Raw genomic sequence first — 16034 nt, 5'->3', positions numbered from 1 at the left:
CCGCTTAACTGGGAGCCGGACAGACACCGGGTATGCAGGAGTTCTGCGAGTCACTGCCGCTCGCCGCCGACCAGTGGTCAGTCGCGGGCGCGGACCGGTCCCAGCGGTCGACTGACTGGGGAACCGCGGACGAGGACGGCGTCACGCCGGGCGCGGTCGTCTGGCCGGAGTCGACCGAGGATGTCGCCGCCGTGCTCGAACGCGCGAACGAAGCAGGCGTGCCCGTGACGCCGTACGGCGCCGGCACGGGCGTCGCCGGCAACGCCGTCCCCGCGCGGGGCGGCGTGAGCCTCGACACGACGCGGATGGACGAGATTCTGGACGCGCGCCCGGACGACTTCCAGGTGGATGTCCAGCCGGGCGTCGTCGGGACCGACGTGGACGAGGCGGTCGAGCGCTACGGCCAGTTCTTCCCGCCGCTGCCGACGTCGGGCGCGATGGCGTCGGTCGGCGGGATGGTGTCGACGGACGCCTCCGGCCGGCGCACGGTAAAGTACGGGACGGTCGGCGACTGGGTGCGGGAGATCGAGGCCGTCGCCGGCGACGGCACCGTCTTCACGGCGGGCACGCGCGCGGTGAAGTCTTCCTCGGGGTACAACCTCCGGGACCTCGTCGTCGGCAGCGAGGGGACGCTCGCGGTGGTGACGCGAGTCACGCTCGAAACCGCCGGCATCCCCGAGCAGATTCGCGGCGGGCGCGCGGTCTTCGAGTCCGTCGCGGACGCCGCGGCCGCGGTCGCGGACGCCCGGCGCTCGGGCGTCGACGTGGCGTCGATGGAGCTCGTCGACGAGCACTGCGCGCGCATCACCAACGACTTCCTGGGAACCGACCTGCCCGACCGCCCGATGGTGTTCCTGGAGTTCCACCGCAACCACGGCGTCGATGCGGAGATCGAGTTCTGCGAGGGCGTGTTCGCCGACCACGACCCCATCTCGTTCGAGACCGTCGGCGAAGCGGAGATGAGCGAGCTCTGGGAGTTGCGGGAGGAGCTCCCGGAGGCCACCGTCCAGCACGACCCCGACCTCGTGTCCGCGCACTCCGGGGACGTCGCGGTGCCGCCGAGCGAGTTCACGGAGCTGGTGGCGTACATCCACGAGCGCGCCGCCGAGGCGGACCTGCTCGCGCCGTCGTTCGGACACGTCGGCGACGGCAACGTCCACTTCGACGTGCTCGTCGACCCCGCGGACGCCGAGATGGTCGGACGCGGCGAGGCGGTCGCCGAGGACATCGTCGGGCGAGCCATCGAGCTGGGCGGCACGTGTACGGCCGAGCACGGCATCGGGAACACGAAGCGGAAGTTCGTCCGCTCCGAGCACGGCGACGGCGCGGTCGACCTGATGGGTCGCGTGAAGGAGTGCTTCGACCCGAACGGCGTGCTCAACCCCGGAAAGGTGCTGCCCGAGGACTGACGGCGCGACCGTCAGACGGGGGAGTGACAAGACTTAATGCCGGCGCGGACCCCTTTTCACCCAATGGCTTTTGAGGAGCTACTCGACGACCCCGTGGTTCAGAAGTACCTCCACGAGCTGGTCGGTCCGAAGGGGATGCCGGTGGCGGTGTCCCCGCCGGACGGCGAAGTGACCGACGAGGAGCTCGCCGAGCGGCTCGGGCTCGAACTGAACGACGTGCGCCGGGCGCTGTTCATCCTCTACGAGAACGACCTCGCGACCTACCGCCGCGTCCGCGACGAGGACTCCGGCTGGCTCACGTACCTCTGGACGTTCGAGTACGACAACGTCCCCGAGAACCTCCGCGAGGAGATGGACCGCCTGCTGGAGGCGCTCGCCGAGCGCCGCGAGTACGAGCTGAACAACGAGTTCTACCTCTGTGAGGTGTGCTCGATTCGCTTCGAGTTCGGCGAAGCGATGGACCTCGGCTTCGAGTGTCCCGAGTGCGGGTCGCCCGTCGAGGCGATGGAGAACACCGACCTCGTCGAGGCGATGGACGAGCGCATCGAGAACCTCCGCTCGGAACTCGGCGTGAGGGCCTGATGGTCGTCCTCGCGACCAAGCTGTACGTCGAGGGAGAGGCGCGCGAGCGCGCGCTCGACAGCCTCACCTCGCAGGTCGACAACGACGTCGGCGACCTCGACGTCGACTTCGACGTCGGGGTGCGCCACGACGACTTCCCGACCGTGACCCTGGAGGGCCCCGACGAGGTCGCCGCGCGGAACGTTCTCGCGGAGACGTGGGGCGAAATCACGGCGGGCTTCGAGGACGGCGAGACGTACGTCGGCACGCTTGAGTCCTGGGACGACGACGGGTTCGTGCTCGACGCGGGCGAGGAAGTACTCGTGCCCGCCGACGAACTCGGACTCGGCCCGGGGTCGCCCGCCCAGATTCGCGAGCGGTTCGGACTCGTCCAGCACGTTCCCCTGCGGTTCACGTACGGCGACACGCCCGCGCTCGCCGACGACGAGCGCGACCGGCTCTACGACTGGACGCGGGGCACCGGCCGGCTGAACGTCAACAGCGCGACCCGCGGCGAGGTTCGCGCGACGGTCAACCGCGCCGGCCACGCCCGCGACATCGTCACGGTCGAACGCCTCGGCCTGCTCGAACAGAGCATCGTCTGCCGCGAGGACACGGACCCGCCGGGGCTGCTCGCGGCCATCGGAGAGTACCTCCCCTCGGAGCTGCTCGCAGTCGTTCCATGAGCAAACTCAAGCTGGCGGTCGGCGTCCTCCTCCTCGCCGTGCTCGCCGGCTGCGCCGGCACCGGGCTCGGCGGCACGCCCGCGCCCAGCGACCAGCAACTCGAACAGAACGCGACCTACGACTGGGAGGGGGACGCCGACGTCACGGTGACCGTCACGGGCGAACAGTACCAGACCGTCGCGGACGTCAACGACACCGAGCGCGTCCGCCTCGCGTCGACGAGCGGGTTCGGCGGCCGGAACCCGCTCCCGATCTCGGCGGTGCAGTTCCGCTACGAGAACGGCACCGTCGTCGGCGCCGACGCCATCGGCGTCTCCACGCAGAACCAGCGCACCGTCGTCGACCTGCCCGCCGAGAACGGCACGTTCGCGTACAGCGCGCCCGCGGGCTCCCGGTCGGTGAGCGCCCCCCTCGACTTCGAGGGGTCCCACGAGGTCGTGCTGCCGCCGGGGATGCGCGTCTCGTTCCCGGTGTTCGGGGACGTCTCGCCGGGCGGCTACGAGAAGTCCGTCGAGGACAACCGCGTCCACCTGGCGTGGGATTCGCTGTCCAGTGCCACCATCAGCGTGGAGTACTACCTCCAGCGCGACCTCCAGATCTTCGCCGCGATCCTCGCGGTGCTCGGCGTGCTCACTGTCGGCGGCGTCGTCTACTACCGGCTGCGCATCCGGCGGCTCGAACGCGAGCGCGAGCAGTCCGGCCTCGACTACGAGAAGTAACCCCGTTCCCTTTTCCCGCCCCGCCGCTTACGCGTGGGTATGCAGGTAGCGGTGGTCACGGTCGGCGACGAGCTGCTCGTCGGCGACACGGAGAACACGAACGCGACGTGGCTGGGCGCGCGGCTCACCGAGCGCGGCGCGACCGTCGAGCGCGTCGTCGTCGTTCCCGACGAGCGCGGCGACATCGCGACCGAAGTGGCGACGCTCGCCGACCGCTACGACGCGGTCGTCGTCACGGGCGGCGTCGGTCCGACCCACGACGACGTGACGCTGGACGGGGTGGCGGCGGCGTTCGACCGCGAGGTCGTCCAGCACGACGACGCGGTGGCGTACTTCGAGTCCCACGACGGCTACCAGTTCGCCGACCTCACGGACGGCACGGCGTCGCTCCCGGCGGGCGCGCGGCTGCTGGAGAACGACGAGGGCGTCGCGCCGGGCGCAGTCGTCGAGAACGTCTACGTGCTCCCGGGCGTCCCGGACGAGATGAAGTCGATGTTCGAGTCCGTCGCCGAGGAGTTCGACGGGACGGCCAGCCACGTAGAGTTCGTCCACGTCGACGCCCCGGAGAGCTCGCTGATCGACCCGCTGGACGAGATCCAGGCGGAGTTCGGCGTCACCGTCGGCAGCTACCCGGGCGACGGTGTGCGCGTGAAGATACAGCACGAGGACCCGGAGACGGCCCGCGAGGCCGCCGACTGGTTCCGGGAACGCGTCTGACTCGGGCTACCGGTAGAGGTAGGCGAGCCACGCGGCCGTAATTGCGAGTCCGAGAATCGTCACGGTCCATCCGACGACGCCGATGGGCAACGCAGTGCCCTCCGCGGCACTCAACAGGAGGCTCATGGTCGACCGTTCCCGCGGGGCGGCCTTAATTGTTCGTTCCCGACCGCGTCGCGGACGACGGCGACCACTCCCCGCCCGGTCGTGTCGGCGCCCCCGTCGAGCGAAACGAGGTACCCCGAGCGGTCGCTCGTCGGGACGTGGACGACGACACCGGTGTCGAACAGCCGCACGGTCGCGTGGAGAGTCCCGAGGTCGTAGAGGGATTCCTGTCGGGGGTCGGCATCGTCCTACCGGGTTCGTTGCGCGCTCATGTACGTTTCGAAGCGCCCGACCGCACGGCTTTTCGGCGGGAACGCCCAAGTTCGGGTATGCGAACTGTCGGCGTCGTCGTGAACCCCATCGCGGGGATGGGCGGTCGCGTCGGCCTGAAGGGGACCGACGGGAAGGTCGAAGAAGCCCGCGAACGCGGTGCGGAGCCGCGGGCGCCGGAACGTGCGCGGGACGCCCTCGAAGCGCTCCGGGAGCGCGCGCCCGACATCGAAATCCTCGCGTACGGCGGCGAGATGGGCGCCGAGGAAGGAAGGGCTGCGGGATTCGACCCGGAAGTCGTCGGCGAACCCGAGGGCGAGGAGACGACTGCGGCGGACACGCGAGCGGCGGTGCGCGCGTTCGCCGAGCGCGGCGTCGACCTGATTCTGTTCGTCGGCGGCGACGGCACCGCGACGGACGTCGCCAGCGCGCTCGACGAGCTCGACGCGGACATCCCCGTGCTGGGCGTGCCCGCGGGCGTGAAAGTGTACTCGTCGGTGTTCGCGGTGCGCCCGGAGGCCGCGGGCCGAGTCGCGGCGGCGTTCGAGGACACCGAGACGCGGGAGGTCAACGACATCGACGAGGACGCGTACCGCGGCGGCGAGGTACGCACGCGCCTGCGGGGAGTCGTCGAGGTACCGGTCGCAGAAGACCTCCAGTCCGCCAAGCAGGTCCACGCGGGCAGCACGGACGCGCTCGCGGAGGCCGTCGCCGACGCGGTCGAGCCCGGCGTGACGTACGTGCTCGGTCCGGGCGGCACGCTCGGCGACGTCGCGGACGCGCTGGGCGTCGACGGGTCGCCGCTCGGCGTGGACGTCTACCGGGACGGCGAACTCGTCGTGCGGGACGGCAGCGAGGACGAGATTCTGGCTGCGCTCGGCGACGAGAACGTGATTCTCGTGTCGCCCATCGGCGGACAGGGGTTCGTGTTCGGGCGCGGCAACCACCAGATTTCCCCGGCTGTCATCGAGCGGAGCGAAGTACGCGTCGTGGCGTCGCCCCGGAAACTCGACGAGACGGGCGTGCTTCGGGTGGACACGGGCGACGAGGGCGTCGACGAGTCGCTGCGCGGCTGGACGAAAGTCAGGACCGGGCGGTTCGAAGAACGGATGATGAAAGTCGTGTAGGAAGCAGAGCCGAGAGAGAGTCGTCGGGTCCGGGTTAGTCGTCGTCTTTCATCGACTGGAGCTGGTTGATGAGTTCGTCGCTGTCGGCGTCGGTGTCGAAGCTCACGTCCCCGTCGTGGTCGTTCTCGTGGACGTTGACCCCGCGGTCGTCGTCCGTGTCCACGCTCTGGTCTTTCTGCTCGGACTCGTCGTAGCTACCAAAACCCATGCCTAACTGAAAGGGCGGCGCCGGCAAAAGCCTCCCGGATTCCGCCCTCGCCCCCAGGTCAACGAACCTACCTTAAGGCGAGTATAAGGAGAGAGGAGTAAGATTAAGGCCATTCCAGTGCCTTCCGGACGTATGGAAACCCGGAAAGTCCAGCGGCTCGGTCCCTCGACGCTCGCGATGACGCTGCCCGCGGAGTGGGCGCGCAAGCAGGACGTCGAGAAGGGCGACGAGGTCACCGTCCGCGAGAGCGGGAAGGGCTCGCTGACGGTCACCCCAGAGTCCGCGCACGGCGAGGAGACGGAAGCCACGATTCACACCGAGAACTTCGACGCCGACGCCGTCGAGCGCGCCATCGTCGGCCAGTACGTCCTCGGCCGCCGCGTCATCCACGTCGAGAGCGAGGACGCCCTCGACTCCGAGCACATCAACGCCGTCTACAAGGCCGAGACGCAGCTCATGGGCCTCGGCGTCGTCGAGGAGACCCCCGAACGCATCACCATCCGCTGCTCGGTCGACCCCGAGGACTTCGACCTCGACAACCTCCTCGAACGGCTGGAGAGCACGGGCTCGACGATGCGCGAGGAGGCCGTGAAGGCGCTCGCGCACGGCAGCCCAGACATGGCTCAGCGCGCGCTCAACCGCGAACGCCAGGCGAACAAGATCTTCGTGTTGCTGCTCCGGCTCATCTTCACCGCCTACCAGAACCCGAACCTCGCGCGCGCCGTCGGCCTCGACGACGGCTTCCCGCTCATCGGCTACCGCTCCGTCGCGAAGAACCTGGAGCTCACCGCGGACAACGCCGAGGACATCGCGGAGATCGTCCTCGACGCGGAGGGCAACAGCCTCGACGTCGACCAGTCGACGATGCGGCGCATCCGGGAGTTCACCGACCAGGTCGACGAGATTACGGCCGCGGCCGTCGAGGCGGTCGTCACCCGAAACTACGACGCCACCGTCGAGGTCCGGGACCTGTTCGCGGAGCTCGGCGACCGCGAGGGCGACATCCTCGCGGACCTCCCGGAGATGGGAAACGACGACCTCCTGGAAGTCCGGGAGGTGCTCGTGAGCCTCCAGCAGACCGCCCAGTACGCGATGCGGAACGCCGAAATCGCCGCGAACCTCGCGCTCAACGAGCAGTCCGCGCACACGACCATCAACTGAGCGCGGCGTTCACCCCGTCTTCTCCGCCTCCAGTGGGTTGCGCGAGGCGAGCGTGCACGCGAACTCCGGGTGTTCGGCGAAGTGCCGCACGAGCATGTGGCGCCGCGACCCCGTGACGCCGGCCGCCGAGAGGTCCTCGGCGCCGAACGTCTCGGGCAGCCGCTCGAACAGCCGGCGGACGTCCGCGAAGCTGTCGAAGACGGTGGAGTTGCCCGACGAGTCCGCGCTGCGGCGCTCGACGACGTAGCTGCCGTCCTCGCGGTGCTCGTAGGCGGTGCGGAAGAATTCCTCGCGTCTCGTCAGCGCGTCACCGACGGCGTCCCGCAGCTCGGCGGCGTGCTCGCGGGAGAGCTCGATGGTTTCGCCGCCGACGGTGACCCGGATATCGCCGCCGTCTGGCTCGACGGCGATGGACTGTTCACAGTCGGAGAACTCGACCAGGAGCCTGGGTACTCCGGTTCATGTTCGAGAGAAGCGAGTCGCCGCGTAAAAATCTGTCCCACCCGTGCGACCGCGTCACTCGCTGTGGCGCTCAGGCGCGGGCGACGCGCGGGAGCAGGCCGTCGTCGGTCGTCGTACTGTCGTCCGTCGTTCCGCTCTCGGTAGTCGAACTCTCCTCGGTCGTGGTGCTGTCCTCGGTTGTCGTCTCGTCGCTCGTCGTGCCGTTCGTCGTGCTTTCCTCCCTCGTCGTCCCGCTCTCGGTGGTCGTCTCGCTCCCGTCGGTGTCGCCGCCCGCACCGGCGTTCGTCTCGCCTTTCGTCCCGAACATGTCGGTCTCGATGGTGCGCGTGTACGTCAGGTCCTCAAGCGGCACGCGAATCGTCTCCGAGGAGCCCGGCGGCTCGATCTCCGCGTAGAAGTCGATGCGGAGCTCCGTCGTCTGGTCGTTCTCGACGTGGGTCACCCACCACTCGTCGAGGTTCTGGTTGTCGATGGCCGTCGGCGTCTCCACGACGCGGTAGGTCTTCCCCGGGATGGACTCGGTCTCCGCGGTCTCGCCGTCGCCGACTGGCACGCCGTTCATCGTGATGTTGTAGCCGATGTTCGAGACGACCAGCGGCGAGGCCTTGGGGTTGTAGACGCCGAACTCCAACTCGATGGGCGTCTCCTCCTCGGTGACCGTGCCCCACGAGGCGTTCGTCTGCCGGATGATGGCCACGGGGTCGTCGACGAGCGCCATGTCCGCGTTCACGGGACGGTCCTCGCTGGAGTTGAACTGCCCGATGAGGTCCGTCTCGATGGTGCGGTCGGCGGCCTGGAACGTCGCCGACCGCCCGACGAGCCCGGAGTGCGCGGTCGCTGTCACCGAGAGGTCCGTGCGCTCGCCGTTGCGCACGTGGCTCACCCACCACGGCGGGATGCGCTCGTTCCGGAGGTCCGTCGTCAGGTTCACCGTGGAGTTCCCGGCGCCGATGCCGACGCCGTCCTTGCTCCCCTGGGCCATCTCCACGTCGTTCATCGACACCGTGTAGTTCACGCTCGTGTCCCCGAGCCGGACGCCGACCGGGTTCGGGTTGTGCACGACGACGTCGGTCTCGATCTCGGTCCGCGTGTCGTCGACCGCCCCGAAGCGGTTGTCGACCTGTTCGACGCTCGGCACGCCGAGCGCGCCCGCGAAGAACGCGCCGCCGACCGCCAGCGCGAAGCCGGCGACGACGGTCACGGCGATTCGGAGTGTGCTCCCGAACAACAGCGCGCGCACGTCCATGCTGGACTGCGAGCGCTTCCGCGTTGAAAGTCTGTTGGCCCGGGACTGCTCCGAGTAGAACCAGTTAAGGGACCCCCGACGCAACCCCCAGGCATGACGACTGGGTCAACCCAGGAGACGGACATGAGCGTCGGCGTCGGCCTCGCGCTCGGCCTGCTCGCCGTCGCCGCGGCGGCGTACACGCTCGTCGCGCCAGGACAGTTCCAGACCGCACTCGGCTTCGCCGGCGCCGTCACGCTGTCGGCGCTGTGCGTCGCCGCCATCCACGCCTGGGGGTAGCAAAAGCGATAAACCGGCGAGGAGCGTAGATTCTAGGTAATGACTGACGAATACACCGACGAGGAACGCCGAATCCTGGAGTTCCTCCACGAGAGCGTCGAGAAGGGCGAGCGGTACTTCCGCGCGAAGAACATCGCGAACCACCTCGGGCTCTCCTCGAAGCAGGTCGGTGTGCGGCTCCCCGAGCTCGCGGAGAAGACCGAGGACGTCGACATCGAGAAGTGGAGCCGCTCGAAGTCGACGACGTGGCGCGTCGAACCCGCGTAATCGGCGGCTTTTTGCTGGCGGGCGGACAACTCCGCGTATGACAGTTCGGGTCGAGCGGACGTTCGAGGTGTCGGTCTCTCCCGAGGACGTGTGGGCGTTCATCTCGGACCCGGAGCAGCGCGCGGGCGCAATCAGCGTCGTGGACAGCTACGAGCGCGACGGCGACACGACGACCTGGCACGTCCGCCTCCCGATTCCGGTGGTGCGGAGCACGATCCAGGTCGAGACCCGCGACGTCGACGTGGACCCGCCGCGGTACGTGAAGTTCGTCGGCCAGTCCCGCATCTTCGACGTCACGGGCGAGCACGAAGTGGCGTCCGCGAACGGCGGCTCGCGGGTGACCAACCGGTTCGTCGTCGACGGGAAGGTGCCGGGCGTCGAGCGGTTCTTCGAGCGGAACCTCGACGACGAACTCGGCGGCCTGCAGGACGCCCTGGAGGCGGAGGCCTGAGATGCGCGTCGCGCTCGCCCAGATCGGTGTCGAGGGCGCGGCGGTGGATGCGAACGTCGAGCGCGCCGTCGACGCCGTCCGGGAGGCCGCCGGCGAGGGCGCGGACCTCGTCTGCCTGCCGGAGCTGTTCAACGTCGGATTCTTCGCGTTCGACGCCTACCAGCGCGACGCCGAACCGCTCGACGGCCCCTCGCTGTCGGCGGTCCGGGACGCGGCCGTCGAGGAGGGCGTCGCGCTGCTGGCGGGCAGCGTCGTCGAGGACCTCTCGGCGACCGACGGCGGCCCCGCGGAGGACGGCCTCGCGAACACGAGCGTGCTGTTCGACGCGGACGGCGAGCGCCTGCTCGCGTACCGAAAACACCACCTGTTCGGCTACGAGTCCGCCGAAGCCCAGCTACTCACCCCGGGCGAAGCCGTCCCGACCGCCGAACTCGGCGGGTTCACGGCGGCGGTCACGACCTGCTACGACCTCCGGTTCCCGGAGCTCTACCGTAGCCTCGTCGAGCGCGGCGTCGACCTCCTGCTCGTCCCGTCGGCGTGGCCGTATCCGCGCGTCGAGCACTGGAAGCTGCTGCCGCAGGCGCGCGCGGTCGAGAACCTCGCGTACGTCGCCGCGGTCAACGGCAGCGGCGACTTCGAGGACGCGCGGCTGCTCGGCCGCTCGACCGTCTACGACCCGTGGGGCACCGCGGTCGCGAGCACGGGCGACGAGCCCGGTATCGTGTACGCCGACCTCGACCCCGAGCGCGTCGCGACCGTCCGCGAGGAGTTCCCCGCGCTCGACGACCGACGGGCCTGAAGCGGAACCCGGTCACCGGGATACGTGAGTTTAAGTGCCGCGGCGCGCTACTACCGCGTGCCGGTAGTCGACGCTTTTCTCGTCGCACCGGCAAGACAACGCGTCCACGTCCGCTCCGCGTCCGCCGGCGCGGCCGCGTCCCCGGCCCGCGGCCGCAGTCAGCGGGACCAAATCCGCCACCCCTTCCGCCTCCTCTCCCACTTTCACACTCGACAGCCGCGGCTGGGCGCCTCGAAGAAAGAACGTGGAGGGGCGGCCGCTTCAGTCGTCCTGGGTCTTGATGTCCGCCGAGAGGCCCTGCGCCATCTCGATGTCCTTGCTGTTGTTGAGCGTCCACGCGGTGCGCTCGGTGACGGCCTCGATGACCTCGCGGGCGCTCGGATAGCCGTTGCCGGACTTCTTCACGCCGCCGAACGGCAGCTGGACCTCCGCGCCGATACATGGGAGGTTGCCGTACGACAGACCGACCTCGGCGTTGTCGCGGTAGTAGTTGATCTGCCGGTAGTCCTCGCTGATGATGGCGCCGGCGAGCCCGTACGGGGTGTCGTTGTGGATCTCGACCGCGCGCTCGATGTCGCCGGAGTACTCGATGAGCGCGACGTGCGGGCCGAACACCTCCTCTTTGATGCAGCGGAGGTTCGGGTCGTAGTCGACCTCGTAGACGAACGGGCCGACCCAGTGGCCGTCCTCGTGGCCGTCGGGAATCTCGCCGTCGTCGAGCTCCGTGCGGTCGACGAGGACGTTTTCGGCTTCCTCGCGGGCGAGGTCGTTGTACTTCTGGATCTTCTCGACGTGGTCGGGCTCGATGGCGGGCCCCATGAACGTCGAGTCGTCCAGCGGGTCGCCGACCGCGACCTTCTCGGCGACCTCCACGAAGCGCTCCTTGAACTCGTCGTAGAGGTCCTCGTGGACGATGAGGCGCTCGCTGGAGACACAGCGCTGGCCGGTCGTCTTGAACGAGGACATCACCGCGGAGTGGACGGCGATGTCGAGGTCCGCCTCCTCCGTGACGACGATGCCGTTCTTCCCGCCCATCTCACACGCGGCGAGCTTGCCGGGGTCCTCGGCGACTTCCTGGGCGATCTGCTGGCCGACCTCCGCGGAGCCGGTGAACAGGACGGTGTCGACGCGGTCGTCGTCGACGATGGCCGCGCCCGCGTCGCCGAAGCCCTGGACCATGTTGAACACGCCGTCCGGGATGCCGGCGTCCTCGAACATCTCCGCGATGATCTGGCCGCACCACGGCGTCTGCTCGGCGGGCTTCCAGACGACGGTGTTGCCCTCCACGAGCGAGACGGCCATGTGCCAGAACGGAATCGCGACCGGGAAGTTCCACGGCGTGATGCAGCCGACGACGCCGCGCGGCTTCCGCCGCATGTAGGCGTCCTTGCTCGGAATCTCGGAGGGGACGATGTCGCCCTTCGGGTGGCGGGCGTCGCCGGCCGCCCACTCGACCATGTGCCAGGCCTCGGCGACGTCGGCTTTCCCCTCGCTGATCTCCTTGCCGCACTCCTTGGTCACGACTTCGCCGAGCTCCTGGTGGCGGTCCTTGAGCTCGTTGTAGATGTCCCAGAGGTACTCCGCGCGGTCGATGCGGGACATCGACTGCCACTCCTCCTCTACGGCGTCCGCGGCCGCGATTGCCTCCTGGACGTCCTCCTCGGTGCCCTGCTGGAAGTCCCCGAGCGTCTCCCCGTTCGCGGGGTTCCGGCTCTCGAAGGTCTCCGAGCCGTGACCGTCGACCCACTCGCCGTCGATGTAGTGCTGGTACGTCATGGCAAAAACTGCGCGCGCAGCGGTGAAAAAGGTACACCTCCCATGGACGGGTTCGGCCCGCTCGGCCGCGGCGGTCGGCCTCGCAGTGGCCCGCCGTGCGTCGAAACTGTTCGTCGTCGAATTTCACGCCGGGACAGGCGCTCGTTCCTCGCAGTGACGCGCCGCTGGACGAACCCCTCCCCTGCGAGGAGTCCGTGGACACCGAGAGTCAGGAGAGCGGCGACGAGACCGGTGGGAACGAGGCGAGCAACGAGCGCCCCCCGAGTTCGATCGAGGTCAGCGCGTCGCCTCGTCGCACCCGCTCGCGGTCTTCTCGATTTCGCCGGCGAGCGCGGCGTTGTCGAAGTCGTGGTCGGGGCGGATCTGGATGAAGCTCAGGAAGTCCTGGGCGTCTAGCAGCGCCCCGGCGTTGTCCGTCCGCGTTCGCGGATTCTCCTCGGTCTCGTAGGCGTCGAGGGCGATTCGGACGACCGTGCTCGCGCCGAGAATCGGTTCGAGCGCCGCCAGCGCGCACGCCAGGTCGTACGCGCGGGCGCCCTCCAGGCCGTCGCCGGCGACGTTCGTCGCGTCGATGAAGAACAGCTCGCCGTCGTAGACGAGGACGTTCTCCCCGCGCAGGTCGCCGTGTGCGACGCCGTTCTCGTGCATCGCCGCGAGCGCGCGGAACAGGTCGGGCGCGTACGCCTCGACGTCCTCGACGGGGAGGTCGTCGAGCGGCCGGAACTCCGGGAGGTACTCCAAGACGAGCACGCCGAGGCCGTCCACCTCGAACGACTCGACGGGGTCGGGCGCGTTCACGCCGATGCTCTGGAGCTTCCGCGTGGCTTCGAGCTCGTGTTCGGCCATCTCGACTGGGCCGTCGAACGGCTCGAAGAACCCCTCGCGGCCGCTGGAGAACGCGCCGAGGTTGCGCGCGCCCGTGAACAGCGCGTGGACGAGTGCGTTCTGCCCGGAGACGACTTTCACGAACCACCGGTCGTTGACGACGCACGGCGTCGACAGCCAGTTGTCCGTCTCCAGGAACGTCACCCGGACTTCCTCCTGGTCGTAGCGCTCGGCGACCTCGCGAGCGACGGCCTCCAGGGAGCCCCACGGGACGGTCCCGCGGACGAACCGGCGAATGCTCACACCGACGAGACGGGCCGCGCGAATAAATTTCCAGCGGGCGCGTGGCCGAGCGCAGCGAGGCCACGTTACGGCGAACGCGGAGCGAAGCGATGCGTGAGCCGCGTGCTCGACCGCAGGAGAGCACGTCGTGGCGAGCCCACTGTGCGGCGAGCGGCGTGGCCGGAACAGGACACGCCCGGCAGGAGAGGAGTCTTTCACGGTCGTTCCGGTGTGTTTATGCGGTCGGTGGCAAAGCTTGCAGTATGGACTTCGACCTTCCCGACGAACACCGGATGGTTCGGGACACCGTCCGGGAGTTCGCGGAGGCGGAAATCGAGCCCATCGCGTGGGACATCGAAGAGGAACACCGCTTCCCCGCGGAGGTGTTCGAGGAGCTCGCGGACCTCGACATGATGGGCGTGCCCGTCAGCGAGGAGTACGGCGGGCTCGGCGGCGACCAGCTCATGTACGCGCTCGTCACGGAGGAGCTCGGCCGGGTCTCGGGCTCTATCGGACTGTCGTTCGCGGCGCACGTCTCGCTGGCGTCGAAGCCCATCGAGCTGTTCGGCACCGACGAGCAGAAGGAGCGCTGGCTGCGTCCGCTCGCGGAAGGCGAGTACCTCGGTTCGTGGGCACTCACCGAACCCGACAGCGGCAGCGACGCCAGCGACATGGACACCACGGCGGAGAGGGACGGCGACGAGTACGTGCTCGACGGCACCAAGCAGTTCATCACGAACGCGTCCGTCGCGGGCAGCGTGCTCGTGAAGGCGGTCACGGACCCGGACGCGGGCTACGGCGGCATCTCCACGTTCATCGTCGACCCCGACGAGGACGACGGCTTCGAGGTCACGACCGAGTGGGAGAAGATGGGGCTGAACGCCTCCCCGACCTGCGAGATTCAGTTCGACGACTGCCGCATCCCCGCGGACCGCCTGCTCGGCGAGGAGGGCGAGGGGTGGGAGCAGACGAAGAAGACCCTCGACGGCGGCCGCATCTCCATCGCCGCGCTCTCCACCGGGCTCGCGCAGGGCGCCTTCGAGGCCGCCAGGGAGTACGCCGTCGAGCGCGAGCAGTTCGGCCAGCCCATCTCGGAGTTCGACGCCATCCGCGACAAGCTCGTGGACATGCACCGGAAGACCGAGCGCGCGCGCCTGCTCACACACAAGGCCGCCACTCGCTACGACAACGGCGAACCCGTCACGAAGGAGTCCGCGCTCGCGAAACTCGACGCCAGCGAGGCCGCCCGCGAGGTCGCCGAGGACGCCGTCCAGACGCTCGGCGGCTACGGCTACACCACTGACTTCGCGCCCCAGCGGTTCTTCCGCGACGCCAAGCTGATGGAAATCGGCGAAGGCACCAGCGAGATTCAGCACCTCGTCATCGGACGTGAACTGGGACTCTGAACGCCCTGCAGCCGCGACTGGCAGCCCGCGTCCGCCACCAGATTCTTTTCCGAGGCCCGTCTCATCGCCGTCCGCAATGTCCCGAGACACGACTCCCGAGAGCGACGAGACGTGGAGCACGGACGCCGTCCGGCGCGCCACGGACGAGCTCCGCGAGGAGCTGGCGGAAGCGAAACGGGAGGCGTCCGGGAAGAAAGAGGAAGCGATCGAGACGGCCGAGGAGTACATCCAGCAGGCCGAAGACGCGCTGAAGAAGCGGAGCTGACGCCGCCGAACCTCAGGCGCGCTGCTCGAGAATCCTGTCGATGATGTCGCCCGTCGAGAGCAGTTCGCCGTCGTAGCGCTTCTCGCGGCCGGACGCTCGTTCGACCGTGCAGTCGATACCGCGGTCGGCGAGCTCGCTCTCGATGGCGTCGTCGTCGTGGTGCTGGTCGAAGCCGAGCGCGATGACGTCCGGGTCGATGTCCTCGATGGGCGCGAAGATGTCCGAGGGGTGGCCGACGCGGGCGTCGTCGACCGCGTCGAGGGCGGCGACGACGTCGCGGCGCTGGCGGTTCGGGAGCACCGGCGGTTCCTTGTGCGTGACGTTCTCGCGGCGCGCGACGATGACGTGCAGTTCGTCACCCATCGCCGCCGCGTCCTCTAAGTAGTGTACGTGGCCGGGGTGGAGTAAGTCGAAAGTCCCCTGCGCGACGACTCGTCTCACAGTTCCTCGTCGAGGTCTTCCTGCGTGAAGTCGAAAAACGATTCGGGTTCGGGGAGCGGGACGTCGTAGACGTCGAGACTCCGTGGTTCGCCCTCGTGGTCGAACGCGCGCCACGAGTTCGGGTCATAGGGCGCGCCGAGGATGACGTGGACGTCGCCGCGACCGAACGTCGCGCGGTCGGCGTCAGAGGGCGCGAGCACGCCGTTGGGGTGGGAGTGGACGCTCCCGACGGTGCGGAAGTCGTTGGGGACCTGACTGGAGTTGAACGTCGCGCTCACGGGGTTGGTCTCCGTGCCGGGGACCATCAGGACGTCCGTGACGATGTAGCCGTCGTCGGGGCCGGCGTCGAACTCTTTCGCGGGCGTCCCGCGGAGCAGGCCGAGGTACTCGTTGGGGTGGCTGTCCTCGGCCGCTTCCATCGCGAACTCTAGGGCTTCCCGCGCGATGCCGACCACGTCGGGACGCCCGCCGAACAGCATACTCGGTAGTCCGCGGCGGCGACTGTTGAGGCTTCCGGAACGCCGCTGGGCGACCGGGCGAGCGCCGCGTTCGCCCGCGAGACGGCCTTGAAA

General features: G+C 69.0%; 21 protein-coding genes. 13 read left to right on the top strand and 8 right to left on the bottom strand.

The window, feature by feature from the left end; genetic code table 11:
- Positions 1 to 32: 32 nt before the first annotated feature.
- The 5 genes from G9C83_RS05715 to G9C83_RS05695 all read left to right on the top strand — a co-directional run bounded on the left by G9C83_RS05715 (position 33) and on the right by G9C83_RS05695 (position 4092).
- Positions 33 to 1409: an FAD-binding oxidoreductase gene (locus tag G9C83_RS05715; protein WP_167245132.1), complete on the top strand. Its 1377-nt coding sequence runs from the start codon at positions 33 to 35 to the stop codon at positions 1407 to 1409.
- A gap of 63 nt (positions 1410 to 1472) precedes the next feature.
- Positions 1473 to 1991 carry a transcription factor E gene (tfe, locus tag G9C83_RS05710; RefSeq protein WP_167245131.1) on the top strand — a complete coding sequence of 173 codons (519 nt, stop codon included), beginning with the start codon at positions 1473 to 1475 and terminating at the stop codon, positions 1989 to 1991.
- Positions 1991 to 2656: a DUF2110 family protein gene (locus tag G9C83_RS05705; RefSeq protein ID WP_167245130.1), complete on the top strand. Its 666-nt coding sequence runs from the start codon at positions 1991 to 1993 to the stop codon at positions 2654 to 2656. Before tfe ends, G9C83_RS05705 begins: the two co-directional genes overlap by 1 nt.
- Positions 2653 to 3375, top strand: a complete 723-nt coding sequence (locus G9C83_RS05700) for a DUF5803 family protein (RefSeq protein WP_167245129.1) — start codon at positions 2653 to 2655, stop codon at positions 3373 to 3375. The genes G9C83_RS05705 and G9C83_RS05700 overlap by 4 nt, the downstream gene beginning before the upstream one ends.
- A gap of 39 nt (positions 3376 to 3414) precedes the next feature.
- Positions 3415 to 4092, top strand: a complete 678-nt coding sequence (locus tag G9C83_RS05695) for a molybdopterin-binding protein (protein ID WP_167245128.1) — start codon at positions 3415 to 3417, stop codon at positions 4090 to 4092.
- A 122-nt stretch (positions 4093 to 4214) separates the two neighbouring features.
- On the opposite strand, the gene G9C83_RS05690 is transcribed toward G9C83_RS05695, so the two are convergent.
- Entirely contained in the window at positions 4215 to 4388 is a 174-nt protein-coding gene (locus G9C83_RS05690) for a hypothetical protein (RefSeq protein ID WP_167245127.1), read from the bottom strand.
- A gap of 138 nt (positions 4389 to 4526) precedes the next feature.
- Between G9C83_RS05690 and G9C83_RS05685 the strand changes: the two genes are divergently transcribed.
- A complete protein-coding gene (locus tag G9C83_RS05685; RefSeq protein WP_167245126.1) occupies positions 4527 to 5594 on the top strand; it encodes an ATP-NAD kinase family protein in 1068 nt (355 codons plus the stop codon).
- 34 nt (positions 5595 to 5628) lie between these two features.
- Here the strand turns inward: G9C83_RS05685 and G9C83_RS05680 are convergent, their stop codons facing one another.
- Entirely contained in the window at positions 5629 to 5802 is a 174-nt protein-coding gene (locus tag G9C83_RS05680) for a DUF5786 family protein (RefSeq protein ID WP_167245125.1), read from the bottom strand.
- A gap of 132 nt (positions 5803 to 5934) precedes the next feature.
- Between G9C83_RS05680 and G9C83_RS05675 the strand changes: the two genes are divergently transcribed.
- On the top strand, positions 5935 to 6963 hold the full coding sequence (locus G9C83_RS05675; protein ID WP_167245124.1) for a phosphate uptake regulator PhoU: 1029 nt from the start codon (positions 5935 to 5937) through the stop codon (positions 6961 to 6963).
- A 9-nt stretch (positions 6964 to 6972) separates the two neighbouring features.
- Here the strand turns inward: G9C83_RS05675 and G9C83_RS16260 are convergent, their stop codons facing one another.
- Both G9C83_RS16260 and G9C83_RS05665 read right to left on the bottom strand, forming a co-directional pair.
- A complete protein-coding gene (locus G9C83_RS16260) occupies positions 6973 to 7374 on the bottom strand; it encodes a hypothetical protein (RefSeq protein ID WP_167245694.1) in 402 nt (133 codons plus the stop codon).
- 121 nt (positions 7375 to 7495) lie between these two features.
- Positions 7496 to 8671, bottom strand: coding sequence for an LEA type 2 family protein (locus G9C83_RS05665; protein WP_167245123.1), 1176 nt, complete (start codon positions 8669 to 8671; stop codon positions 7496 to 7498).
- 93 nt (positions 8672 to 8764) lie between these two features.
- Here G9C83_RS05665 and G9C83_RS05660 point away from each other — a divergent pair, with 93 nt between their 5' ends.
- From G9C83_RS05660 to G9C83_RS05645, 4 genes are read left to right on the top strand one after another with little or no spacing between them, the layout of a single operon-like run.
- A complete protein-coding gene (locus tag G9C83_RS05660) occupies positions 8765 to 8950 on the top strand; it encodes a hypothetical protein (RefSeq protein WP_167245122.1) in 186 nt (61 codons plus the stop codon).
- Positions 8951 to 8989: 39 nt separating this feature from the next.
- Positions 8990 to 9217: a hypothetical protein gene (locus G9C83_RS05655; protein ID WP_167245121.1), complete on the top strand. Its 228-nt coding sequence runs from the start codon at positions 8990 to 8992 to the stop codon at positions 9215 to 9217.
- A gap of 37 nt (positions 9218 to 9254) precedes the next feature.
- Positions 9255 to 9668, top strand: coding sequence for an SRPBCC family protein (locus G9C83_RS05650; protein WP_167245120.1), 414 nt, complete (start codon positions 9255 to 9257; stop codon positions 9666 to 9668).
- Position 9669: 1 nt separating this feature from the next.
- A complete protein-coding gene (locus G9C83_RS05645; RefSeq protein WP_167245119.1) occupies positions 9670 to 10467 on the top strand; it encodes a carbon-nitrogen family hydrolase in 798 nt (265 codons plus the stop codon).
- A gap of 261 nt (positions 10468 to 10728) precedes the next feature.
- On the opposite strand, the gene G9C83_RS05640 is transcribed toward G9C83_RS05645, so the two are convergent.
- Both G9C83_RS05640 and G9C83_RS05635 read right to left on the bottom strand, forming a co-directional pair.
- Positions 10729 to 12243, bottom strand: coding sequence for an aldehyde dehydrogenase family protein (locus G9C83_RS05640; protein WP_167245118.1), 1515 nt, complete (start codon positions 12241 to 12243; stop codon positions 10729 to 10731).
- 276 nt (positions 12244 to 12519) lie between these two features.
- A complete protein-coding gene (locus G9C83_RS05635) occupies positions 12520 to 13371 on the bottom strand; it encodes an RIO1 family regulatory kinase/ATPase (RefSeq protein ID WP_167245117.1) in 852 nt (283 codons plus the stop codon).
- A 242-nt stretch (positions 13372 to 13613) separates the two neighbouring features.
- Between G9C83_RS05635 and G9C83_RS05630 the strand changes: the two genes are divergently transcribed.
- Together G9C83_RS05630 and G9C83_RS05625 are read left to right on the top strand one after the other, a co-directional pair.
- Positions 13614 to 14756 (top strand): acyl-CoA dehydrogenase family protein, encoded by a 1143-nt coding sequence (locus G9C83_RS05630; protein ID WP_167245116.1) that lies wholly within the window; start codon positions 13614 to 13616, stop codon positions 14754 to 14756.
- A 76-nt stretch (positions 14757 to 14832) separates the two neighbouring features.
- A complete protein-coding gene (locus G9C83_RS05625; protein WP_167245115.1) occupies positions 14833 to 15021 on the top strand; it encodes a hypothetical protein in 189 nt (62 codons plus the stop codon).
- 12 nt (positions 15022 to 15033) lie between these two features.
- Here G9C83_RS05625 and G9C83_RS05620 read toward each other — a convergent pair whose 3' ends face one another.
- Positions 15034 to 15462: an adenylyltransferase/cytidyltransferase family protein gene (locus G9C83_RS05620; protein WP_167245114.1), complete on the bottom strand. Its 429-nt coding sequence runs from the start codon at positions 15460 to 15462 to the stop codon at positions 15034 to 15036.
- On the bottom strand, positions 15459 to 15941 hold the full coding sequence (locus G9C83_RS05615) for a Mov34/MPN/PAD-1 family protein (RefSeq protein WP_167245113.1): 483 nt from the start codon (positions 15939 to 15941) through the stop codon (positions 15459 to 15461). Before G9C83_RS05615 ends, G9C83_RS05620 begins: the two co-directional genes overlap by 4 nt.
- Positions 15942 to 16034: the final 93 nt, after the last annotated feature.

This window comes from Halobacterium sp. R2-5 (genome assembly GCF_011734195.1).
Taxonomy (GTDB): domain Archaea; phylum Halobacteriota; class Halobacteria; order Halobacteriales; family Halobacteriaceae; genus Halobacterium.
The sequence above is the reverse complement of the archived record's forward strand: the minus strand, read 5'-3'. Positions and strand labels throughout refer to the sequence as shown.